Below are 21,844 nucleotides of genomic sequence, written 5' to 3' on the forward strand. Positions count from 1 at the left end.
AAGCTGCGCTGTGCTTTTAGCGCGCCATAAACAGGATATCCCCACCATGCTGCTGGCTCAAATTAGCGACCTGCATATCAAGCGACCCGGCGCGCTGGCTTACCGCCGCGTCGACACCGGCGCCTACCTCGCGCGCACTGTCGCCGCGCTCAACGCGCTGGAACCGCGTCCCGACGCCGTAATCATGACCGGCGACCTCGTCGACCAGGGCGATCCGGAACAGTACGAGCACCTCAAGACCCTGCTCGCGCCGCTCGCCATCCCCTACTTCCTGATGGTGGGCAATCACGACGAACGCGCTGCGTTGCGCGCCGCGTTTCCCGATCGCGCCGAATTGCACAGTGGCGGAGAGTTCGTGCACTACGCGGTCGATGTCGGACCGCTGCGGTTGATTGCGCTCGATTCGATGGTGCCGGGCCAAAGCGCCGGCAATCTGTGCGACTCACGGCTCGCGTGGCTCGCGGCGCAACTCGAAGCGGCGCAAGGCAAACCGACTGTAGTTGCGTTGCATCATCCGCCGTTCGTCTGCGGCATCGGGCACATGGATGAATTGCGGCTCGATCCCGCTGCCGCCGATAAGCTCGCCGCGTTGATCGCGCGTTATCCGAATGTCGAACGGGTGATCTGCGGCCATGTGCATCGGCCGATGTTTGTGCGTTTTGGCGGCACGATTGCGTCGGCGGTGCCCGCACCCGCGCATCAGGTCGGACTCGATCTGCGCGAGGATGCGCCCTCCGCCTTCGTCATGGAGCCGCCCGCTTACGCGCTGCATCGCTACGATCCGGCGACGGGCATCGTCACGCATCAAGCGTATGTCGACGCAGCGGAAGGGCCGTATCCGTTTTACGAAGATGAAGGCACGTTGATCGATTGACGGTGTCGCCTCGCCAGTTCAGGCGGCGACGAAAGTTTGCTGTACGCGCCGGGACAGCCTGAAATACGGTATCCCGAGCGCGGCGGCAACGACGGCCTGAATGAAACCGTCGATGGGAATGGCGATGTCAATGCCAATGGTACGGGTCATATGGTCGCCGAGCAGGTAGGCAATGGTTCGCATGACGACAATGGCCAACAGCCAGGCCTGCACCTGCACCGGAAAGCGCGCCGATCTGTGCCGCACGAGCAGCGCCAGCCAGCCTGTGCCGGCAACAATGAACGACCCGATCATCACGTCGCAGCCGACCATTGCGATCACGGTGCGATACCAGCCATGCGTTTCAGGGCGAATAAATACTGCTAGCAGTTCCCATTCGAGCATCAGCTTCAGCGGATCGCGCAACGCGACTGCGGTTGAAAGCGCCCATGCGGCGAGGCAGATCAGCGCCAGCAACAGCCAGCCGCCGATTCGTCGGCGTTCGGGTTTCGAGGTTGTGTTCATGAATTCGGTCACGTGATGGATCTTGTTGCGCGTGCCGATTCTACGAACGAAAACCGAACGACCATCTCATTTTGTCTGCAAGGCGTTTGGGGGCGTGGGCGGCCGTCAGCACGATCCTTCCTGCTCCGGTATGATCGGCACGCTTGAGGACCGCGCATGGGCCGGTCCATCGACGCGGTCCCCTCTCATGTCCACATCCGACGCTTCCACTCCCGCTACGGCCGACCGATCGTTGCGCGGCTTGCTGCTTCTGCTCGCAACGATTGCTGGCGTGTCAGTCGCCAACATCTATTACAACCAGCCACTGCTCGACGATTTCCGGCAGTCGTTTCCCAACAGTGGGTCGTGGGTCGGCGTGGTGCCGGCCGTGACGCAGCTGGGCTACGCAGCCGGCATGCTGTTATTGGCGCCGCTCGGCGACCGCTTCGATCGACGTCGCCTGATCCTGTTGCAGATCGCGGGGATGTGCGTCGCACTGGTGTTGGCGTCCGCGGCGCCGACGCTGTCGGTGCTGATTATCGCGAGCCTCGCGATCGGCGTACTCGCCACCATCGCGCAGCAGGCGGTCCCCTTCGCGGCCGAACTTGCGCCCGCATCCGAGCGGGGCCATGCCGTGGGCACCGTGATGAGTGGACTGTTGCTGGGGATTTTGCTGGCACGGACCGCGGCGGGCATTGTCGGCGAGTACTTCGGCTGGCGTGCCGTGTTCGGTGCCTCAGTCGTCGCTTTGCTGGTGCTGGCGGTGGTAATCATCATGCGCCTGCCGAAGAGCAAGCCGACCTCGACGTTGCCGTACGGCAAGCTATTGGTGTCGATGTGGCACCTCGTGGTCGAGCATCGCGCGCTGCGCGAAGCCTCCTTGACCGGCGCGGCGATGTTTGCCGCTTTCAGCATCTTCTGGTCAGTGCTGGCGTTATTGCTGGCGGGTGCACCGTTTCATCTTGGGCCACAGGCGGCGGGTCTATTCGGGATCGTCGGCGCTGCGGGGGCGATGGCAGCGCCACTCGCCGGCAAGTTTTCCGATCGACGCGGACCGCGCTCGATTATCACAGTGTCGATTGTGCTGGTGGCGATTTCGTTTGTCGTTTTTGCCTTGTCGGCGAAAAGCATTGCTGGATTGGTGATCGGCGTGATCATTCTCGATATCGGCGTGCAGGCTGCGCAGATTTCCAATCAATCGCGAATTTACGCGCTAAAGCCCGAAGCGCGGAGCCGCGTGAATACCGTTTATATGGTCGCATATTTTATTGGCGGCGCCATCGGTTCAGGGGTCGGCGCGGTGGTTTGGCCGATCTTCGGATGGATCGGCGTCAGTATTGCCGGCGTGGTTTTTGCCGGGCTGGCGGCGTGGAATCATTTGCGGCTTCCGGCAAACGAGAAGAACCTGACTTAGCGTCTCTCCGGCCGGCCCTGCTCTGTCCAGGCGTCCGGCAAGCTATGTGTCAGTGTCGATACGAATCGCTCTGTTTCCGGCTCGCGCGGATTCATGAAAATGTCCCGCGACGGGCCCTGCTCTACCACCACGCCGTTATTCAGAAACACCACGTCTCGCGCAATCGTTGCAGCGAGACGTAAATCATGTGTCGCCATTAGCATCGTCATGCCTTCCGTGGCGAGCTGCTTGAGGACGTCCACCACCTCGGCGGCCAAACCCGGATCTAGAGCCGATGTGGGCTCGTCGCATAACAACACTTCCGGCGACGGCGCCAACGCCCGCGCAATCGCCACGCGCTGCTGCTGGCCGCCGGAAAGCGTCGAGGGCCATGCGTCCGCCTTGTGCGCGATACCGACCTTCTCAAGCAATTCATCCGCACGAACGCGTGCTTTTTCCTTGTCCCACTTCAGTACGGTCAGCAAGCCTTCCATGACGTTCTGCCGCACCGTCAGATGCGGAAACAACTGGAAATTCTGGAACACCATGCCGGTGCGGCGGCGAATCGTCAGCACCGTTTCGCGCGATGGCTTGTGATCGCGGCTGAATTCGAGGCGCTGGTCGCCGAGTTCGAGTGATCCGGCCTCGGGAATTTCCAGCAGATTCACGCAACGCAAAAGCGTACTCTTGCCGCTGCCGGAGGGGCCGATCAGCGCGGTCACATTACCCGGCGCGAGTCGCAAGTCCACCGAACTCAGCACCCGATTCTCGCCGAAGTACTTGTCGATTTTTTCCAGTCGAATCATCAGTTGCCCGCCTGGAAAAGTGCGTGACGGCCGAACTTGCGCTCGAGCCGCACTTGCGCCGACGACAATACCGAACTGAACACGAGATACACCAGCGCGGCCTCGGTATAGAGAATCAACGGTTCATAGGTCACCGAGGCGATTCGCTGCGCCGCCTGAAACACTTCAGGCACCGTCAATACCGCAGCGAGCGAGGTGTCCTTCACCAACGCGATGAACGAGTTCGACAGCGGCGGCAGCGCGACGCGCGCCGCTTGCGGCAGGATCGCACGGCGCAGCGCCTGCTGACGCGTCATACCCATCGAGTACGCCGCCTCCCACTGCCCCTTCGGAATCGACTCGATCACGCCGCGTATGACTTCCGAGTTATACGCGCCGACATTCAGCGAAAAGCCAATGATCGCCGCCGTCAACGGATCGAGCACGATGCCCACGTTCGGCAGTCCGTAGAAAATCACGAACAATTGCACCAGCAATGGCGAGCCGCGAAACAGCCACACATAGAAGCGCACGATCGCGACCGCCCAGCGCGGCCCGAATAGCCGCACCAGCGCGACGATAAACGCCAACACGATCCCGATCGCGAACGATGCCAGCGTGAGCGGCACGGTAAACACGAGCCCCGCATACAGCAGGGGCCACAGCGACTTCGCCATCAAAAGCAACCATGCCGGCATGATTCAGACTCGCAGGTGACGCTTATTGGGAGACGTCTTTACCGAAGTACTTCTGCGAAATCTTCGCGTAGGTACCGTCTTTTCTCATGTCGGCGAGCGCCTTATTGATTGCCGCCTGCAATTCCGGGCTGCCCTTGCGGATCAGAACTGCGGACTTGTCGCTGCTGTCGGCCGACGTATCGAGCGCGGCGATCTTCACCTTCGCATCCGGCTTGTGCTTCTTGAAGTCGAGGAACGACAGCGAATCGTTGACCGTCGCGTCGACGCGGCCCGAGGTCAACAGATCGACCGATTCGTTGAAGCCCTGCACGGGAATCACCTCCGCGCCATGCGCGGCCGCGATCTTGCCGAAGTTACTGGTCAGCGTATTCGCCGACTTCTTGCCCTTCAGGTCGTCGAACGTCTTGATCGTGGTGTTGTCCGAACGCACGATCAGCGCCGCATGCGACGTGATGTACGGGTCCGAGAAATCGTATTTCGCTTTGCGCGCGTCGGTGACAGCGACTTCGTTAATCACCGCGTCGTAGCGGTTCACATCGAGACCGGCGATCAGACCGTCCCATTTGCCTTCGACGAATTGCGGCTTGACGCCCAGGCGCTGCGCAATCGCCGTGCCGATCTCGACGTCGAAGCCGGTCAGCTTGCCGGATTCATCATGGTACGTGAACGGGGCGTAGGTGCCTTCGGTGCCGATCTTGAACACGCCCGCGGACTTGATCTGCGCGAGTTCGTCAGCGGCGAAGGCCGGGCTCAGGGTCACCGCTTGCAGCAGCGCAATCAGCAGAATGGAACGAATCGACTTCATCTGGTGGCTCCGTAAAGTTTGCTACGTCGGTTGCATGGTTTGGTGTGCGGCATTCCGCCGGCGGTCATGTCCGGCAGAGTGGGCGGACTGTAGCAAACGGTCTGCGTTTTTACAAAGGATCAGCTTTTCGATCAATATGCGCTTGCGTGCTAAGCGGACAGCCAAGGCGTCTCATGCAACGTCGAATTCGACTCTACAACAGATATGACAGACGCGGCATGCATCGCACCACGGAACGCATACCGGGCGCCATCGGGGAAAACGCGGGAGGGTGTCGCCACGGCGAACGCGCGGCGTTGAAAAACGGACGGCACGGGCGGCACTGCGAGGCCGCCCGTCAGATTGCAAACGGCTTACCGTTCTACCGGATGCGGCTCCTTGCGCTTATTGGCAACCCGGATCGCATCGAAGTAAGCGGGATTCGGCGGCCGCTTCAAATAGCGCCCCGCGCCACGCTCTGCCCTCAGCTCGCCATGGGTCCATGCCAGCGCGCCACGGGTGAGCGTATGCATTGCCACGCCCTGCACCGTCATCCCTTCGAACACGTTGAAATCGACCTTCTGATGATGCGTCTTCACCGAAATCGTTTTGCTTGCTGCTGGATCCCACACGACCAGGTCGGCATCAGCGCCCACCTGTACCGCACCTTTACGCGGATAGAGGTTGAAGATCTGCGCCGCGTTAGTCGACGTGATGCGCACGAATTCATTCGGCGTGAGGCGCCCCGAATTCACACCGTGATGCCAGAGCACCGCCATGCGATCTTCCACGCCGCCGCAGCCGTTCGGGATCTTCGTAAAGTCCTCGCGGCCCATCGCCTTTTGCGACGCGCAGAACACGCAGTGATCGGTCGCTGTGGTGTGCAGCTGGCCCGCTTGCAAACCCCGCCACAAAGCCTCGCGATGCTCCGCGGAACGAAACGGCGGGCTCATCACGTGCGCCGCTGCGCGAGTCCAGTCGGGATCGCGATACACCGCTTCATCGATCACCAGATGGCCCGGCAGCACTTCGCCAAACACCCGAAGACCTTCGTTGCGGGCGCGCGCGATCGCATCGACCGCATCTTTCGAGGACACGTGGACGATGTACACCGGCACGCCTAACACTTGTGCGATGCGGATCGCGCGATTGGCGGCCTCGCCCTCCACTTCAGGCGGCCGCGACAGCGGATGCGCCTCCGGGCCCGTAAAGCCCTTTGCGAGCAATTGACGCTGCAACTGAAACACCAGTTCACCGTTTTCCGCGTGCACGGTGGGCAGCGCGCCGAGTTCGAGCGAGCGCGAGAAGCTGTTCACCAGCACTTCGTCGTCGGCCATGATCGCGTTCTTGTAGGCCATGAAGTGCTTGAAACTCGACACGCCGTGCTCATGCACCAGCGTGCCCATGTCGCGGTAGACCGAATCGTCCCACCACGTCACCGCAACGTGAAAGCCATAGTCCGCCGACGCCTTTTCAGCCCAGCCGCGCCACTCCTTGAAGGCCTCCATCAACGGTTGCTTCGGACTCGGAATCACGAAGTCGATGATGCTGGTCGTGCCGCCGGATAAGCCCGCGGCCGTGCCGGTATAGAAATCGTCGCTGGCCGTGGTGCCCATGAACGGCAGTTCCATGTGCGTATGCGGATCGATGCCGCCGGGCATCACATACTGGCCACCCGCATCGACGATCGTGGCGCCGGCCGGCGCCTCCAGGTCCGCTCCGATCTGCAGGATCGTGCCGCCGTCCTGCGGGTCCGCACACAACACGTCCGCACGATACGTGTTCTCCGCGTCGATAATCGTGCCGCCGCGAATCAGGGTCGTCATGTTGCCGCCTCCTTATGAACTGCTGGTTTCGGTACTACGTACTTCATTGGCGTGGTGCACAGTGCATGCACTCGCTCATCACACTCAGGCGCACTCAGGCACTCGCCACGCGCGCACTCGGTCCTTTGCTCAGCTTCATCCACGCGCTGTATACGATCGACGCCAACGCGAGTCCGACAAACCATGCATACGTATAGAGTGTGTTGAAAATCGCCGGCACATTCGGGAACGACGCCGGAAACGCGGTGTGCAGGAAGCCCGGCAGATTCGGCAGCACACCGATCACGAGTGCCACCACCGCGCCGATATTCCAGCCGCCGGTGTAGCTGTACTCGCCATGCTCGTCGAACAGTTCACGCGCGTCCAGCCGGGTACCGCGGATCAGGAAGTAGTCGACCATCAGAATGCCCGCCACCGGACCGAGCAGCGCCGAGTATCCGACCAGCCACGTGAAGATATAGCCCTGCGTGGTGGCAAGAATTTTCCACGGCATCATCACAATGGCGATAGTTGCAGTAATCATGCCGCCAACGCGATACGAAATGCCCTTCGGCCATAGGCTCGAAAAATCATAAGCCGGGCCGACGAGATTCGCCGCGAGATTGCAGCACATCGTATCCAGCGTCAGGATGATCAGTGCAACGCCGACGCCGATGCCGGTCATACGGCTAGTCAGGTCAATCGGGTCCCAGATCGCCTTGCCGTAGATCACCACAGTCGCCGACGTCACCACCACGGATATCACCGAGAGCAGCGCCATCGGAATCGGCAAACCCACCGACTGGCCGATGATCTGATCGCGCTGCGTTTTGGCAAAGCGCGTGAAATCGGGGATATTCAGTGCGAGCGTCGCCCAGAAACCCACCATCGCCGTGAGGCCGGGCCAGAAGGTCACCCAGAACATACCCTCCTTCTTTCCACCCGGCACGAACTGCGACGGCGCGGACAGCATCGAGCCGAGGCCGCCCGCCTTCGACGTGGCCCACCACACCAGCGCGATACACATCACGATCTTGATCGGCGCGGACCAGCTTTCGAGCCAGCGAATCGAATCGGTGCCGTGCACGATAAAGTAGATCTGCAGGGCCCAGAACACGAGGAAACACGCGAGCTGCGCAAGCGAGATGTCGAGGAACGGCAACGCCGCGCCGTGCAGCGCGTTACCGGTCAGAATGTTCAGCAGCGTGTAGATCGCGCTGCCGCCAAGCCATGTCTGAATCCCATACCAGCCACACGCGACGATCGCCCGCAGCATCGCCGGCAATTTCGCGCCTTGCGTGCCGAAGGAGGAGCGCACCAGCACCGCATACGGAATGCCGTGCTTCGCGCCCGCGTGACCGATCAGCAGCATCGGCACCAGCACGATCAGATTACCGAGCAGCACCGTCGCCACCGCCTGCCACGGCGACATGCCCTCTTCCGTCAAACCGGCCGCGAGCATATACGACGCGATATTCATCACCATCCCGACCCACAGCGCGGCGAAGTGATACCACCTCCACGTCCGCTGTGCGACGCCGGTCGGCGCAAGGTCGTCGTTGTAAAGACTGCTGCCCTGCGCGCCGGCCGCAAACTGCGGATCGACGGGTTGCGCTGTCTGCTTCATCGAAAGATCTCCACTGATCGTTGAGGCCTGCGCGGCTTCTGGCGGCGCGTCAGGCCTTGAGGGGGACTACAGGTTCAGTACAAGCGCTTCGTTTCCTACAGTGAGCTCATGTTTCAGGCTGCTTTTGCGGCGTGGGCATGGGCGTGCGCAGGCTCGGCAGTTTCAGCCGCGTCTGACGTGTTGCTTTCACCGGCATCCACCCGTGCAGGGTTGTTCGGATGCGTGGTCCAGTTCGCATACTCGCCGCTGTCCACCCGCTCCATCGTGATGCACTGCTCGACCGGGCACACATGCATACACAGATTACAACCGACACATTCGGAGTCCATCACTTCAAAATGCCGGACGCCATCTTTTTCTTTCATGATGGCCTGGTGAGCGGTGTCTTCGCACGCGATATGGCAGAGGCCGCACTGGATGCACTTGTCCTGATCGATGCGCGCCTTGATGTCGTATTTGAGGTTCAGGTACTTCCAGTCGGTCACGTTCGGCACCGCGCGACCGCGAATGTCGTCGAGCGTCGCATAGCCTTTTTCGTCCATCCAGTTCGAGAGACCATCCGCGAGATCGGAGACGATGCGGAATCCATAATGCATCGCCGCCGTGCAGACCTGCACGCTGCCCGCGCCGAGCACCATGAATTCGGCCGCATCGCGCCACGTCGAAATACCGCCGATGCCGGAGATGGGCAGATTCGGCGTTTCCACGTCGCGAGCAATTTCGGCCACCATGTTCAGCGCGATCGGCTTCACCGCCGGGCCGCAGTAGCCGCCGTGCGTGCCCTTGCCGTCGACCATCGGCAGCGGCGACATCGCGTCGAGATCCACCGCGACGATGGAGTTGATGGTGTTGATCAGCGATACGCCGTCCGCGCCGCCTTTATAGGCCGCGCGCGAACCGAGGCGGATGTCGCTGATATTCGGCGTGAGTTTGACGAGGCACGGCAGTTTGGTGCCCTCCTTGACCCAGCGCGTGACCATCTCGATGTACTCGGGCACCTGGCCCACCGCTGCACCCATGCCGCGCTCGCTCATGCCGTGCGGGCAGCCGAAATTCAATTCCACCGCATCGGCGCCGGTATCTTCGACGAGCGGCAAAATCCATTTCCAGTCGCGCTCGTTGCACGGCACCATCAGTGAGACGATCATCGCGCGGTCCGGCCAATCGCGCTTGACCTCGGCGATTTCCTTGAGATTGACATCGAGCGGACGGTCGGTGATCAATTCGATGTTGTTCAGGCCCGCGATGCGCTGGCCATTCCATTGCACCGCGCCATAGCGCGAGCTGACGTTCACTACATGCGGATCGAGACCCAACGTCTTCCACACGACCCCGCCCCAGCCCGCTTCGAACGCGCGGTTCACGTTATAGGCTTTGTCGGTCGGCGGCGCGGAAGCGAGCCAGAAAGGGTTCGGCGACGTGATGCCGGCAATCGTACAGCGCAGATCGGCCATGTTCGGCTCCTTGGGGACTGCTGTTTTTTGTCTGGTTGGATGCGTGGCTTAAGTGGCTTCAAGCCACTTCAAGCGGCTTTGACAGCTGTGCGGGCGAACTGGGCGTCGATCGCGGCGGCGGCAATCTTGCCGTCCTGCACCGCTTGCACCGTCAGATCGATCCCGCCGGTCGCCGCACAATCACCGCCTGCCCATACGCCGGGTAGCGAGGTTTGTCCGTTTGCATCGACAGCGATGCGGCTGCCGTCCAGCGTCAACAGTTCGCGCTCGATACCGACCGGCACCAGCGTCTGCCCGATTGCTTTGAGCACCATGTCGGCGTCGACTACGAAGCGCTCCTGATTGCCATCGCTCGACGCGCGTTCGAACTCGACACCGGTAACCACGCCGCCTTCTCCGATCAAACGCACCGGCGCTGCATGCGTGACGAGCGTGACGCCGTTGGTCTGCGCGAAATCGCGCTCGGCCCACGTCGCGCTCATCGACTCGACGCCGCGCCGATACACCATCGTCACGGACGTCGCGCCGAGCTTGTGGCTTTGCACGGCGGCATCCACTGCCGTATTGCCGCCGCCGATCACCACCACTCGCCGGCCCACCGGCACCGTGCCGAAGTCACTTGCCGTGCGTACCTCTTCGATGAAATCCACTGCGTTCATCACGCCACTCAGGTCCTCGCCTTCCATCGCCAATGCGCGCACGCCTGTGAGACCGATCGCGAGAAAGACCGCATCGTGCTGCTTGCGCAGCGCATCGAACTCCACGTCACGTCCGAGCGCTACGCCGTGCCTGATCTCGATGCCGCCGATCGAGCACAGCCACTCCACCTCGCGCTGCGCAAAATCGTCGACGGTTTTATAGGCAGCGATGCCGTATTCGTTCAGGCCGCCCGCTTTCTCGTGGGCGTCGTAGACGGTGACGTTGTGGCCAGCCAGTGCGAGACGGTGCGCGCATGCGAGTCCGGCCGGTCCAGCGCCCACTACGGCAACATGGCGGCCTGTTTCAGCGGCGCGCTTGAATAGAGGTTCACCGCGCGCCATCGCCCAATCGGTCGCATGACGTTGCAGCGCGCCGATCGCCACCGGTTTCGCATCCTGATGGTTGCGCACGCAAGCACCCTCGCAAAGAATCTCGGTCGGGCAAACGCGCGCACACATGCCGCCCATCGGATTCGCCGACAGAATGTCGACGGCTGCGCCCTTCAGATTGCCGTTGCTGATCTTGCGAATGAAACTGGGAATGTCGATTTGCGTCGGACACGCGTTCACGCACGGCGCGTCGTAACAGTAGTGACAGCGGCTCGCGGCCGCAGCCGCGGCACTCGCGTCGAGCAAGGGCGCGATGTCGGAGAACTCGCACGACAGTTGATCGGCCGATAGGCGCTGAGCCGCAATATCGCCGGTTTGTTTGATGGCCATACACGTTCCTTCTTTAATGTGAGGACGTAGCCGCTCCCGCCGGCTGCGCAGAAGCGGAGCCGGGACGGCATGTTTTATGGGCACTACGGTGAGGCGGGTGAATCAACCACAAGCCGCAACCGCTACCGCTAAAGCGTTATGAAACCGGCTCGCACGCTCGTCCGAGCATGGCATGCAGCAAGACGTTGGCGCCCGCTTCGATCCATTCGAAGGTGGCGTCCTCGATCTCGTTGTGACTGATCCCGTCGACGCACGGCACGAACACCATCGAAGTCGGTGCGACCTGCGACAGATAGCAGGCGTCGTGTCCTGCACCGGACACCATGTTGCGATGCGAATAGCCAAAGCGTTCGGCCGCGGCGCGTACCGACTTCACGCAGGCTTCATCGAAAGCGACCGGTGCGTAGTAAAAAATCTGTTCGAGTTCGGTTTCCAGACCGATCGTGCTCGTGATCTTCGCCACGCCTTCGCGCAATGCGGCATCCATCTTCGCGAGTACGGCATCATCCGGATGACGGAAGTCGACGGTAAAGAACACACGGCCCGGAATCACATTGCGTGAATTCGGATAGACCTGCATCATGCCGACCGTCGCGCAGCCGAACGGCGCGTTATCCAGGCCGATACGATTGACCAGATCGACCACGCGCGCGGCGCCGAGCAATGCATCGCGACGGCGCGGCATCGGCGTCGGACCCGCATGCGCCTCCTGCCCCGTCAGCGTGATTTCGTACCAGCGCTGGCCTTGCGCATCGGTCACCACGCCAATGGTTTTTTGCTCGGCTTCGAGAATCGGCCCTTGTTCGATATGCAATTCGAACGCGGCATGCAGCGGACGTCCACCACAAGGAAGATCGCCCGCATAGCCGATACGTTTGAGTTCCTCGCCGATGGTCTTGCCGTCCACGTCCTTGCGCGAGAGGCCGTAGTCCAGTGTGAAGACGCCGGCGAACACCCCCGAGGCGACCATGGCGGGCGCGAAGCGCGAGCCTTCCTCGTTGGTCCAGATCACCACTTCAACCGGATGCTCGGTCTCGATGCCATGATCGTTCAGACTACGGATCACTTCGAGTCCGCCGAGCACACCGTAGATGCCGTCGAAACGGCCGCCGGTCGGCTGCGAGTCCGCATGTGAGCCGGTCATGACCGGCAACGCATCGGGATTGCGCCCGGCGCGGCGCATGAACACATTGCCCATCTGATCGACACTGACTGTGCAGCCCGCTTCTTTCGCCCAACTGACGATCAGGTCACGCCCTTGTTTGTCGAGGTCAGTCAGCGCCAGGCGGCAGACGCCGCCTTTGGGTGTTGCGCCGATCTTCGCCATCGTCATCAGGCTGTCCCACAGCCGCTTGCCGTCGACCTTGATCGACGTAGCGGGTTCTGCGTGCTTCAGCGCTTCGGATACCGCGTTCATTCGTCTCGCTCCTTTCGGTGAATCGACATGAAACTGGTGCATGGGCGGCGGGTTTTGGGGCGTGCCCGCACGGCGGCGGTGCACACTCGATGCCTTCGATTGCCTCTGATACAGAGGGCAAACCCTGGGGCATCTCTCGCTCTCTCAATCCTGTCCAGTTGGACAGGTTGTAGACGATTAAGCCCGCCAAATCAATACCTTTCGTACGGTGGGAATCATAGCGAGAAGCGTGCCATTGCACTGCAGCACGCGTTTTTAGACGGCCTTGAATACGCGTGTCCATCCGCGCTCAAACGACTAGAATGAAGCGCGACGCGGCACACATGCCGATGAAGGCCAACATGAGAGACGACAACGTGGCTGCCGACATCACGGAAAACGACGAGACAAAGGGCGAAACTCGCGCACCTTTGCGGCGGCGCAAGGCGCACATTCGCGAGTCGAATGAAGCGCATTTATTGGCGTGCGCCGAAGCGGTTTTCGCCGAGCGAGGTCTCGACGGAACCAGTACGGCGATGATCGCGGAACGTGCAGGCTTACCAAAAGCTAACTTGCATTACTACTTCCCAACAAAGCTCGCGTTGTACCGGCGTGTGCTGGAAGACCTGTTCGAAGACTGGCACCGCGCGGCGGATACGTTCGAATGCAGCGACGATCCGGTCGAGGCGATCGGCGGATACGTGCGCGCGAAAATGGAGTTATCGCGCCGCCGGCCTTTAGGCTCGAAGGTGTGGGCGAGCGAGATCATTCACGGCGCCGAGCATATGGAGGACATTCTCACGGGGCGCGTGAAGCCCTGGCTGGACAGCAGGGTGAAGGTGATCGACGACTGGATCGCACGCGGGCTGCTGGCGCCGGTGAATGCGCAGACGCTGATGTACATGATCTGGGCAACGACCCAACACTACGCCGACTTCGACGCGCAGATTCGCGCGCTTAAAGGCAAACGCGCCCTGACGCAGAAGGCGTTCGAAGCGACGACGGAGGAAGTCGTGCAGTTGGTGATCCGGGCGTGTGGGGCGGTGTCGCCGGTGCAGCATGAGGATGGCTCGGATCCGGCGAGATAAAACACAATGGCCCGGCTGCATTTTTGAAAAGCAGCCGGGCCTTCGAACTATTGCGTGATGCCTATCTTGAGGCTCTGAGATTCAATACGTCTCCAGATGCAGCCGCCCTTCCCGCTTCAGCTTCATCCATAACGCCTCCCAGTCGAGCTGGTGCTGTTCGCCGATTTCCTTGAGTGCCTGCAGCACACCGTCTTCCATCCCCTTCAAACCGCACACGTAGATATGCGTGTTGTCGTCCTTCAACATGTGCGCGACGTCGACCGCGCGTTCACGCATCGCATCCTGCACGTAGCGCCTCGGCTGACCCGGCGTGCGCGAAAACGCCAGATTGGTATCGATGAAATCCTTGGGCAGATTCGTCAGCGGCCCGAAATACGGCAACTCTTCTTTCGTGCGCGCGCCGAAGAACAACATCAGCTTGCCGGTCGCGCCTTTCAAACGACGCCGCCTGCGATACTCGGTCATCGCGCGCATCGGCGCTGAACCGGTGCCCGTGCAAATCATCAGCAGATGCGAGTTCGGATGATTCGGCATCAGGAAGGTGCCGCCGAACGGGCCGATCACGTTGACCACGTCGCCCTTCTTCAGATCGCACAGATAATTCGAGCAGACCCCATCGAGCACGTCGCCGTACCGCTCGGAAACGCGCTTCACGGTGAGCGAAACGTTGTTATAGCCGGGCCGTTCGCCGTCGCGCGGGCTCGCAATCGAATACTGTCGCGCATGATGCGTGCGGCCATCGTCAGTCGCGCCCGGCGGCAGGATGCCAATCGACTGGCCCTCCAGGACGGGAAAAGGCATTGAACCGAAATCGAGCACGATGTGATGGATATCGCTATCGGTCGAGCTATCGGTGAGCCGATAGTTGCCGACCACCGTCGCGGTAGTCGGCGCCTTGTGCGTGTAAAGATTCACATACGGTTTCGCCGCGGACCACGGCGGCACAACCGACCCACGCACGGTATCGACTTCAATCCCGCTTGCGTCCGCCGGTGTATCGCCTGACGATCCCGCCACGGTCGCAGCCTCTTCCGCAACCGGCACAGCCATGGTGTTCTGCTCTGGCAACACGTCCCATTTGAACTGCTCTTCGATGGGATACGCATCGACTTTCAGCACCGTGCGCCAGTTATCGATCGCGCCGGTCGGACACGGCGGCACGCACGCCATGCAACCGTTGCACACATCCGCCTTGACCACATAGTTGTTCTCGTCATGCGTAATCGCATCGACCGGGCAAGTCTCTTCGCACGTATTGCAGCGAATGCAGATTTCCGGATCGATCAGATGCTGCCTGAGGACTTCGATCGATACTGGGCCGTTCATGACTTCCTCCACCATATATTCGTGCGAATACGACGCCGCACGTTTCTAATCGCCGTACTCAGTTGAAGCGCACGTACTCGAAATCAACCGGCTGACGGTTCACGCCCATTGCCGGCGGCGCGATCCAGTTTGCGAACTTGCCGGGTTCTGTGACGCGGCCCATCAGCGAAGCGACATACGCGCGATCTTCCGGCGTGGCGAGCCACTTCGCTTCATTCGCGGCCCATTCGGTCTCGCTGATCACACGGCCATCCGGCGACACGCGAGTGTTGGCAAACGTGCCGATCTGCCGGTTGAACGCTTTATGCGGCACTGTCATGCGGAAATCGATGCCGGCCTTTTCGAGAACCTTGTTCCAGCGGCCAACGCCTGCCACCGAATCTTTAATGTAGTCGTCGCGCAGCACTTCATTCATGGCGTTGAGCATCGGCACTTCACGCTCGACCAGCTTGCCGTCCTGCACGTCGAGCAACTTGTAGCTTTGGCCGTTCAATTGATGATCGTCGTCGCGCTTGTTCTCTTCATAGCGACCCTTCAGGCCCGAGCTATAGAACGTGGCGGCGTTGGACGAATGGTCGGCGCCGAACAGATCGATCGTCACCGAGTAATGGAAGTTCAGATAGCGCTGGATGGTCGGCAGATCGATCACACCGGCCGCGCGAATCTTCGCGACGTCGTCCGTACCGAGTTCGTTCATCACTTGCGCGGTGCGCTGGATCACGCGCGACACACCCGATTCGCCGACAAACATGTGATGCGCTTCTTCGGTCAGCATGAACTTCGTGGTACGCGCAAGCGGATCGAAACCCGATTCAGCGAGCGCCGACAGTTGAAACTTGCCGTCGCGATCGGTGAAGTACGTGAACATGTAAAACGCGAGCCAGTCGGGCGTTTTTTCGTTGAAGGCACCAAGAATGCGCGGATTGTCTTCGTCACCCGAACGGCGGCCGAGCAGTGCTTCGGCTTCCTCGCGACCGTCGCGGCCGAAGTAGCGATGCAGAAGATACACCATCGCCCACAGGTGGCGCCCTTCCTCCACGTTCACCTGAAACAGGTTGCGCAGGTCGTACATCGACGGTGCGGTCAAACCCAGATGCCGCTGCTGCTCGACCGAAGCCGGCTCCGTATCGCCTTGCGTGACGATAATGCGGCGCAGATTCGCCCGATGCTCGCCAGGCACGTCCTGCCACGCAGCCTCACCCTTGTGCTCGCCGAAATGAATCTTGCGGTCCTGCTCGCCGGGCGTGAGGAAAATCCCCCAACGATAGTCCGGCATCTTCACGTGATCGAAATGGGCCCAACCGCCCGCATCGACGCTCACCGCGGTGCGCAGATACACGTCGTAGCCATGCGAGCCTTCCGGGCCCATATCGCCCCACCAGGCTAGAAAATTCGGCTGCCATTGTTCGAGCGCGCGTTGCAGCGCGCGGTCGTCGGCGAGATTGACGTTGTTCGGAATCTTTTCGCTGTAGTTGATCGATGACATGGTCGGTTCCTTGGTCGGAATACAGAGCTTACGGATGAGAGGCGCGTATCAGGCAGCTGGCGTCGCGTTCATTTACGTTGCGTCGCGTCGAAAAGAATCAAACGCGCGAGACGTCGAATTGCGCCTTGCTGCCCTTGCCGTACACCTTGAGCGCGCCCTTCTCGCCCACTGCGTTCGGCCGGTTGAAGATCCAGTTCTGCCATGCGGTGAGACGTCCGAAAATGCGCGTCTCCATTGTTTCCGGGCCGTTGAAGCGCAGGTTCGCTTCCAGACCGGTCAATGCATCCGGCGACATCGCCGCGCGTTCTTCGAGCGCGATGCGGATTTCGTCGGCCCAATCGATATCGTCGGGCGACGCGGTCACGAGGCCAAGGCGCTCGGCTTCAACTGGCTTGATCGCCTGGCCGATCTTCGAGCGCACTGCATCGAGCGGCTCGGTTTCTTCATAGAAACGGCGAGCGAGGCGCGATTGATGCGTGACCATCGGATAGAGACCAAAGTTGACTTCCGACAGCGTGATCGCCGGTTCTTCGTCTTCGTTGCTCGGCAGTGCCGCCATATAGCTGCGGTCGGCGGCAAACGCGAGTTCCGCGAAGGTGCCCGCGAAGCACGAGCCCGGTTCGATCAGTGCGAACAGCGAACGCGACGACACGTCGATACGCGCCAGCGTGCGGCGCAGCAGGCCAATCGTCTCGCGCACGAACCAGTGCTCCTTGTACTGCATCAGCGTGGCATCGGCGGCGAGCAGGTTACGGGCATCGCCCTCGGTCTTGAAGACCCAGGTGCCGACTTCGAGTTCGTTGGTGCGCATCGACAGAATCGCGTCGTCGAGTTCGCGAGCGAACTGCAGCGGCCACCAGCTCGTGCCGGCGGCAACGATCGCGTCGATCCCGGTGGGTTGTTCGGTTTGCGGGGCTTTCGCCGTGAAGGTGGCGATGCGTTTCGCACGATCGATCGTGATGTCGAGCGTTTTATAAGTCAGGCCGTCTTCACGATCGGTGCGTTCGATACGCGTAAGCACCACGCCTTGTGCGTCGGCGGGGCGATCGCTTTGTTCGGCGAGTTCGAGTGCGCGCGCCTGAATCGTCTGATCAAACTGATTCGGCTTCACGACTTCGTCCACGAGACGCCATGCTTTCGCCCGTTCGCCGCGAATGCCTTCCACGACCGTGCAAAAGATATCCGCGCGGTCGTGGCGCACCTTGCGCTTATCGGTGACACGCGTCAGACCGCCCGTGCCCGGCAGCACGCCCAGCAGCGGCACCTCCGGCAGAGACACCGACGACGAGCGGTCATCCACCAGATAGATTTCGTCACACGCGAGCGCGAGTTCATAACCGCCGCCGGCGCACGCACCGTTCACGGCAGCGAGAAACTTCAGACCTGAATGACGCGACGAGTCTTCGAGACCATTACGCGTTTCGTTGGTGAACTTGCAGAAATTGACCTTCCACGCATGCGTCGACAGACCCAGCATGAAGATGTTCGCGCCCGAGCAGAACACGCGGTCCTTCAGGCTCGTCAGCACCACCGTTTTGACTTCGGGATGCTCGAAACGGATGCGCTGGATTGCGTCGTGCAGTTCGATATCGACGCCGAGGTCGTATGAATTCAGCTTCAGCTTGTAGCCGTCACGGATGCCGCCGTCCTCGGCGATATCGATACCGAGCGTGGCAACGGGACCGTTGAAACTCAGCTTCCAATGCTTGTACTGCGAGGGATCGGTGCGATAGTCGACCGGCGCGACGGCGGTTTCTGCTGCGGACATGGGGCGTCTCCTGACTGGACGGTGCAAAACTTGTTTTTTGAACAATAGTGCATCGTCATACCCATGTAAAGCACTTTAGTGCATGTTTGCTAGTAAACCCTGACCTCGCACTGCATTTCAGCTCACCCGTGCTTCGTCCGGCGATTCCGCCGCAATTCTTGCGGCAAGCCGGTCTCGCAACTGCAAGTAGGCGTCAGCCAAGGTTTTCTCACTGGTGTCGAAGATCATGTCGGCACGTCCGTACAGTTCGCCACGCCCCGCCAGGATGCGCTTGAGGTCATCCATCGCTTCCTTGTTGCCGGACATCGGCCGCAGGTCGCCTTGCGCGACGACACGGCGCATATGCTCTTCCGGCGTGGCTTGCAGCCATACGGTGAAGCAGTGCGACAGCAGCGCGTTGAAGGTGCCCGACTCCGACACCAGGCCGCCCGGCGACGCGATCACCGCGCGCTCGTGCTCCTGAATCACGGCTTCCAGTGCGCGGTGCTCATAGCGCCGGTAAGCGCTCGCGCCATAGAGGGAATGAATCTCCGACGGCGGACATCCGGCGAGTTGTTCGATCACGCGCGTGAGTTCAACGAACGGCACCTTGCGTTCCTGGGCGAGCATCCGTCCAAAGGTGGACTTGCCTGCCCCGCGCAGGCCGATCAGCGCAATCCGGTCCTTGCGATGCGGGTCGCGCGGCGCTTGCGCGAACATCTCGGCAAGCGCCACGCGGGCGCGCTGCAACGCCGCCTGGTCGCGCCCTTGCAGCAGTTCGCGGATCAGCAGCCATTCAGCGGAAGCGGTGGTTTCGTCGCCGATCACTTCGGCCAGCGGGCAGTTCAGCGTCGTCGCGATCTGCCGCAGCACGAGCACCGACGCGTTACCCACACCGGATTCCAGATTGGCCAGATGGCGCTCCGACAAGCCGGTTTCAGTCGCCAGCGTCTTGCGCGTCATGCCACGGCGCGCGCGCAACAAACGCACGCGCTCGCCCATCGCCGTCAGAAAAGGATCGCGTTCCTCGCGCTCGCCGCCGCGCTCCGCTCCGCGGTCGGCCCCGCCGTCGGCCCGGCCCGCGCGGCTTGCGTCCTCATCGGCAGGGTCGTCCAGCGGCGCGGAAGAGTAATTTTGGTTCATGTTTAACTGCCTCTTGAGTGCGTTACATGTACTATAGTGCTTGACACGCACGGAGTGAACGGTTAATTTTCGCCAAATATTGATCCAATAACAAACGCTGTCGAGGTTTTTCGGCAGCGTCACGGAGACAGCGCAACAACACGCATGAATTAAGGTGCGTGCGCGTGCTGACCTGGAGGCTCGCATGTCCCCACATGACTTCCAACGCCTGATTGCAGGCGTGACTGAGCAACTCGCCGGCCGACCGCTCGACGGCGCACTGGCCACGTGGCTCAACGACACTTATCCCGCGGACGGCGCAACCTTCCGCACGCTCGCCGATGCCTGCCGCACCGGCGTGGCGGAAGGCTGGCTGTGCAACCGCGAAGGCGGCGGCATTCGTTACGGCCGGATCTTCAAGCCACTGCCGGAGACCCACGGCTTTTCCGTCGACGTGGTCGACATGAACGATATTGCCGGTCCGCATCACGTGCATCCGAACGGCGAAATCGATCTGATCATGCCGCTTACAGAAGGCGCCACCTTCGACGGTCATCCAGCCGGCTGGTGCGTGTACGGCCCCGGCAGCGCACATCGCCCGACCGTCGCGAATGGACAGGCGCTGGTGCTGTATCTGTTGCCGCAAGGCGCGATCGAATTCACTCCCGCTGCCACCTCCGCCTGAGATTCATCATGACCGAACTATTGAAAAACTACGTTGCCGGCCAGTGGGTCGCGGGCGGCGGTGAAGGCGTGACGCTGACCGATCCGATCACAGGTGAAGCGCTCGTGCGCGTGTCGAGCCAGGGCCTGGATCTCGCCCATGCATTCGACTTCGCTAGAGCAGAAGGCGGCGACGCCTTGCGTGAGCTGACCTATGCACAGCGCGCCGCCCGTCTTGCCGACATCGTCAAACTGCTGCAGGCGAAGCGTGACGACTACTACGCGATCGCGACCGCGAACTCCGGCACCACGCGCAATGATTCGGCGGTCGACATCGACGGTGGAATTTTTACACTGTCGTACTACGCGAAACTCGGTGCGTCGCTCGGCGACGTGCATGCGCTGCGCGACGGCAACGCCGTATCGTTGAGCAAAGACCAATCGTTCAGCGTGCAGCACGTGCTCACGCCGACGCGCGGCGTGGCGCTCTTCATCAACGCGTTCAATTTTCCGTCGTGGGGCTTGTGGGAGAAAGCAGCACCCGCGTTGCTATCCGGCGTGCCCGTCATCATCAAGCCCGCTACGGCGACGGCATGGCTCACACAAAGAATGATTGCCGATGTGGTCGACGCAGGCATTCTGCCGCCCGGCGCGTTGTCAGTCATCTGCGGCAGTTCCGCAGGTCTGCTGGATCAGATTCAGGCATTCGACGTGGTGTCGTTCACCGGCTCCGCGCAAACCGCCGCAACACTGCGCGCGCATCCGGCTTTCGTCGAGCGCGGCGCGCGTCTGAATGTCGAAGCCGACAGTCTCAACAGTGCCATTCTCTGTGCCGATGCCACCCCCGACACGCCGGCTTTCGAATTGTTCATCAAGGAAGTGGTGCGGGAAATGACCGTGAAGTCCGGTCAGAAATGCACGGCAATCCGGCGCGCGTTCGTGCCGGAAGCATCGCTCGAAGCGGTGCTCGATGCGCTCAAGGCAAAGCTCGCCAAAATCACCGTCGGCAATCCGCGCAACGAAGCCGTGCGGATGGGTTCGCTCGTAAGCCGCGAGCAGTACGAGAACGTGCTGGCCGGCATCGCCGCGTTGCGCGAGGAAGCGGTACTCGCGTACGACGGCTCGTCTGCACCGCTTGTCGATGCGGACGCAACGATTGCGGCCTGTGTCGCGCCGCATCTGTTCATGGTCAACGATCCCGATCGCGCGACGCTGTTGCACGACGTCGAAGTATTCGGACCGGTGGCGACCGTGGCGCCCTATCGCGTCGCCGCCGCAGCAAACGGCGCCCTTCCCGAAGCGCACGCCGTCGCACTCGCGCGACGCGGTCAGGGCTCGCTCGTCGCATCGATCTATTCGAACGACGACGCACATCTCGGCCGCCTCGCACTCGAACTCGCCGATTCGCATGGGCGCGTCCACGCGATCTCGCCGTCAGTCCAGCAGAGTCAAACCGGCCATGGCAACGTGATGCCGATGTCGCTGCATGGCGGACCGGGCCGCGCGGGCGGCGGCGAAGAACTCGGCGGCCTGCGTGCACTGGGTTTCTATCACAGGCGCTCGGCCGTTCAGGCATCGAGCGCTGCGATTGACGCACTAACGCAAACCACTCATTTGCCCACGGCGTAGCGTCACGAGGCAAGCAACAGCCGAGCAAAAAGCAAGCATCGCGCGGATCATGAGCACAAAACGGCC

18 protein-coding genes are annotated in these 21,844 nt (G+C 61.4%); 5 read left to right on the forward strand and 13 right to left on the reverse strand.

Features of this window, described 5'->3' with window-relative positions; translation table 11 throughout:
- Window positions 1–46: 46 nt before the first annotated feature.
- A complete protein-coding gene (locus KHO31_RS02275) occupies window positions 47–874 on the forward strand; it encodes a phosphodiesterase (protein WP_201069758.1) in 828 nt (275 codons plus the stop codon).
- An 18-nt stretch (window positions 875–892) separates the two neighbouring features.
- On the opposite strand, the gene KHO31_RS02280 is transcribed toward KHO31_RS02275, so the two are convergent.
- The gene (locus tag KHO31_RS02280; RefSeq protein WP_201069760.1) at window positions 893–1,378 is read right to left on the reverse strand and encodes a DUF2569 domain-containing protein; all 486 of its coding nucleotides are present in this window, start codon (window positions 1,376–1,378) and stop codon (window positions 893–895) included.
- 187 nt (window positions 1,379–1,565) lie between these two features.
- Between KHO31_RS02280 and KHO31_RS02285 the strand changes: the two genes are divergently transcribed.
- Window positions 1,566–2,771: an MFS transporter gene (locus KHO31_RS02285; protein WP_201084584.1), complete on the forward strand. Its 1,206-nt coding sequence runs from the start codon at window positions 1,566–1,568 to the stop codon at window positions 2,769–2,771.
- On the opposite strand, the gene KHO31_RS02290 is transcribed toward KHO31_RS02285, so the two are convergent.
- The 8 genes from KHO31_RS02290 to KHO31_RS02325 all read right to left on the reverse strand — a co-directional run bounded on the left by KHO31_RS02290 (window position 2,768) and on the right by KHO31_RS02325 (window position 12,738).
- Window positions 2,768–3,556, reverse strand: a complete 789-nt coding sequence (locus KHO31_RS02290) for an amino acid ABC transporter ATP-binding protein (RefSeq protein WP_201084585.1) — start codon at window positions 3,554–3,556, stop codon at window positions 2,768–2,770. The genes KHO31_RS02285 and KHO31_RS02290 overlap by 4 nt on opposite strands.
- Window positions 3,556–4,233, reverse strand: a complete 678-nt coding sequence (locus KHO31_RS02295; protein ID WP_201069765.1) for an amino acid ABC transporter permease — start codon at window positions 4,231–4,233, stop codon at window positions 3,556–3,558. The genes KHO31_RS02290 and KHO31_RS02295 overlap by 1 nt, the downstream gene beginning before the upstream one ends.
- Before the next feature lie 22 nt (window positions 4,234–4,255).
- Window positions 4,256–5,038 carry an amino acid ABC transporter substrate-binding protein gene (locus KHO31_RS02300; RefSeq protein WP_201069767.1) on the reverse strand — a complete coding sequence of 261 codons (783 nt, stop codon included), beginning with the start codon at window positions 5,036–5,038 and terminating at the stop codon, window positions 4,256–4,258.
- Between the two features lie 353 nt (window positions 5,039–5,391).
- The gene (gene hydA / locus KHO31_RS02305; RefSeq protein WP_201069769.1) at window positions 5,392–6,843 is read right to left on the reverse strand and encodes a dihydropyrimidinase; all 1,452 of its coding nucleotides are present in this window, start codon (window positions 6,841–6,843) and stop codon (window positions 5,392–5,394) included.
- Between the two features lie 94 nt (window positions 6,844–6,937).
- Window positions 6,938–8,449 carry an NCS1 family nucleobase:cation symporter-1 gene (locus tag KHO31_RS02310; protein ID WP_201069771.1) on the reverse strand — a complete coding sequence of 504 codons (1,512 nt, stop codon included), beginning with the start codon at window positions 8,447–8,449 and terminating at the stop codon, window positions 6,938–6,940.
- A 113-nt stretch (window positions 8,450–8,562) separates the two neighbouring features.
- On the reverse strand, window positions 8,563–9,903 hold the full coding sequence (preA, locus tag KHO31_RS02315; protein ID WP_201069773.1) for an NAD-dependent dihydropyrimidine dehydrogenase subunit PreA: 1,341 nt from the start codon (window positions 9,901–9,903) through the stop codon (window positions 8,563–8,565).
- 68 nt (window positions 9,904–9,971) lie between these two features.
- A complete protein-coding gene (locus tag KHO31_RS02320; RefSeq protein ID WP_201069775.1) occupies window positions 9,972–11,321 on the reverse strand; it encodes an NAD(P)-dependent oxidoreductase in 1,350 nt (449 codons plus the stop codon).
- 136 nt (window positions 11,322–11,457) lie between these two features.
- Window positions 11,458–12,738, reverse strand: a complete 1,281-nt coding sequence (locus tag KHO31_RS02325; protein WP_201069776.1) for a Zn-dependent hydrolase — start codon at window positions 12,736–12,738, stop codon at window positions 11,458–11,460.
- A 302-nt stretch (window positions 12,739–13,040) separates the two neighbouring features.
- Here KHO31_RS02325 and KHO31_RS02330 point away from each other — a divergent pair, with 302 nt between their 5' ends.
- The gene (locus tag KHO31_RS02330; protein ID WP_211622620.1) at window positions 13,041–13,805 is read left to right on the forward strand and encodes a TetR/AcrR family transcriptional regulator; all 765 of its coding nucleotides are present in this window, start codon (window positions 13,041–13,043) and stop codon (window positions 13,803–13,805) included.
- An 81-nt stretch (window positions 13,806–13,886) separates the two neighbouring features.
- Here the strand turns inward: KHO31_RS02330 and boxA are convergent, their stop codons facing one another.
- The 4 genes from boxA to KHO31_RS02350 all read right to left on the reverse strand — a co-directional run bounded on the left by boxA (window position 13,887) and on the right by KHO31_RS02350 (window position 19,507).
- Window positions 13,887–15,131 carry a benzoyl-CoA 2,3-epoxidase subunit BoxA gene (boxA, locus tag KHO31_RS02335; RefSeq protein ID WP_201069781.1) on the reverse strand — a complete coding sequence of 415 codons (1,245 nt, stop codon included), beginning with the start codon at window positions 15,129–15,131 and terminating at the stop codon, window positions 13,887–13,889.
- A gap of 58 nt (window positions 15,132–15,189) precedes the next feature.
- Window positions 15,190–16,617 carry a benzoyl-CoA 2,3-epoxidase subunit BoxB gene (gene boxB / locus KHO31_RS02340; protein WP_201069783.1) on the reverse strand — a complete coding sequence of 476 codons (1,428 nt, stop codon included), beginning with the start codon at window positions 16,615–16,617 and terminating at the stop codon, window positions 15,190–15,192.
- A gap of 97 nt (window positions 16,618–16,714) precedes the next feature.
- Window positions 16,715–18,385, reverse strand: coding sequence for a 2,3-epoxybenzoyl-CoA dihydrolase (boxC, locus tag KHO31_RS02345; RefSeq protein ID WP_201069786.1), 1,671 nt, complete (start codon window positions 18,383–18,385; stop codon window positions 16,715–16,717).
- Between the two features lie 117 nt (window positions 18,386–18,502).
- Window positions 18,503–19,507, reverse strand: coding sequence for a helix-turn-helix transcriptional regulator (locus KHO31_RS02350; RefSeq protein ID WP_201069788.1), 1,005 nt, complete (start codon window positions 19,505–19,507; stop codon window positions 18,503–18,505).
- A gap of 184 nt (window positions 19,508–19,691) precedes the next feature.
- Between KHO31_RS02350 and KHO31_RS02355 the strand changes: the two genes are divergently transcribed.
- Window positions 19,692–20,171, forward strand: coding sequence for a DUF4863 family protein (locus KHO31_RS02355; protein WP_201069790.1), 480 nt, complete (start codon window positions 19,692–19,694; stop codon window positions 20,169–20,171).
- 8 nt (window positions 20,172–20,179) lie between these two features.
- Window positions 20,180–21,778 carry a 3,4-dehydroadipyl-CoA semialdehyde dehydrogenase gene (locus KHO31_RS02360; protein ID WP_211622622.1) on the forward strand — a complete coding sequence of 533 codons (1,599 nt, stop codon included), beginning with the start codon at window positions 20,180–20,182 and terminating at the stop codon, window positions 21,776–21,778.
- Window positions 21,779–21,844 lie beyond the last annotated feature (66 nt).

It is taken from the genome of Paraburkholderia domus (assembly GCF_905220705.1).
Classification (GTDB): Bacteria; Pseudomonadota; Gammaproteobacteria; order Burkholderiales; family Burkholderiaceae; genus Paraburkholderia; species Paraburkholderia domus.

Excerpts from the sequence above, each read along its gene's own strand:
- KHO31_RS02275 (WP_201069758.1), top strand. The coding sequence starts at position 47 with ATGCTGCTGGCTCAAATTAGCGACCTGCATATCAAGCGACCCGGCGCG.
- KHO31_RS02280 (WP_201069760.1), bottom strand. The coding sequence starts at position 1,378 with ATGAACACAACCTCGAAACCCGAACGCCGACGAATCGGCGGCTGGCTG.
- KHO31_RS02285 (WP_201084584.1), top strand. The coding sequence starts at position 1,566 with ATGTCCACATCCGACGCTTCCACTCCCGCTACGGCCGACCGATCGTTG.
- KHO31_RS02290 (WP_201084585.1), bottom strand. The coding sequence starts at position 3,556 with ATGATTCGACTGGAAAAAATCGACAAGTACTTCGGCGAGAATCGGGTG.
- KHO31_RS02295 (WP_201069765.1), bottom strand. The coding sequence starts at position 4,233 with ATGCCGGCATGGTTGCTTTTGATGGCGAAGTCGCTGTGGCCCCTGCTG.
- KHO31_RS02300 (WP_201069767.1), bottom strand. The coding sequence starts at position 5,038 with ATGAAGTCGATTCGTTCCATTCTGCTGATTGCGCTGCTGCAAGCGGTG.
- hydA (WP_201069769.1), bottom strand. The coding sequence starts at position 6,843 with ATGACGACCCTGATTCGCGGCGGCACGATTATCGACGCGGAGAACACG.
- KHO31_RS02310 (WP_201069771.1), bottom strand. The coding sequence starts at position 8,449 with ATGAAGCAGACAGCGCAACCCGTCGATCCGCAGTTTGCGGCCGGCGCG.
- preA (WP_201069773.1), bottom strand. The coding sequence starts at position 9,903 with ATGGCCGATCTGCGCTGTACGATTGCCGGCATCACGTCGCCGAACCCT.
- KHO31_RS02320 (WP_201069775.1), bottom strand. The coding sequence starts at position 11,321 with ATGGCCATCAAACAAACCGGCGATATTGCGGCTCAGCGCCTATCGGCC.
- KHO31_RS02325 (WP_201069776.1), bottom strand. The coding sequence starts at position 12,738 with ATGAACGCGGTATCCGAAGCGCTGAAGCACGCAGAACCCGCTACGTCG.
- KHO31_RS02330 (WP_211622620.1), top strand. The coding sequence starts at position 13,041 with ATGAAGCGCGACGCGGCACACATGCCGATGAAGGCCAACATGAGAGAC.
- boxA (WP_201069781.1), bottom strand. The coding sequence starts at position 15,131 with ATGAACGGCCCAGTATCGATCGAAGTCCTCAGGCAGCATCTGATCGAT.
- boxB (WP_201069783.1), bottom strand. The coding sequence starts at position 16,617 with ATGTCATCGATCAACTACAGCGAAAAGATTCCGAACAACGTCAATCTC.
- boxC (WP_201069786.1), bottom strand. The coding sequence starts at position 18,385 with ATGTCCGCAGCAGAAACCGCCGTCGCGCCGGTCGACTATCGCACCGAT.
- KHO31_RS02350 (WP_201069788.1), bottom strand. The coding sequence starts at position 19,507 with ATGAACCAAAATTACTCTTCCGCGCCGCTGGACGACCCTGCCGATGAG.
- KHO31_RS02355 (WP_201069790.1), top strand. The coding sequence starts at position 19,692 with ATGTCCCCACATGACTTCCAACGCCTGATTGCAGGCGTGACTGAGCAA.
- KHO31_RS02360 (WP_211622622.1), top strand. The coding sequence starts at position 20,180 with ATGACCGAACTATTGAAAAACTACGTTGCCGGCCAGTGGGTCGCGGGC.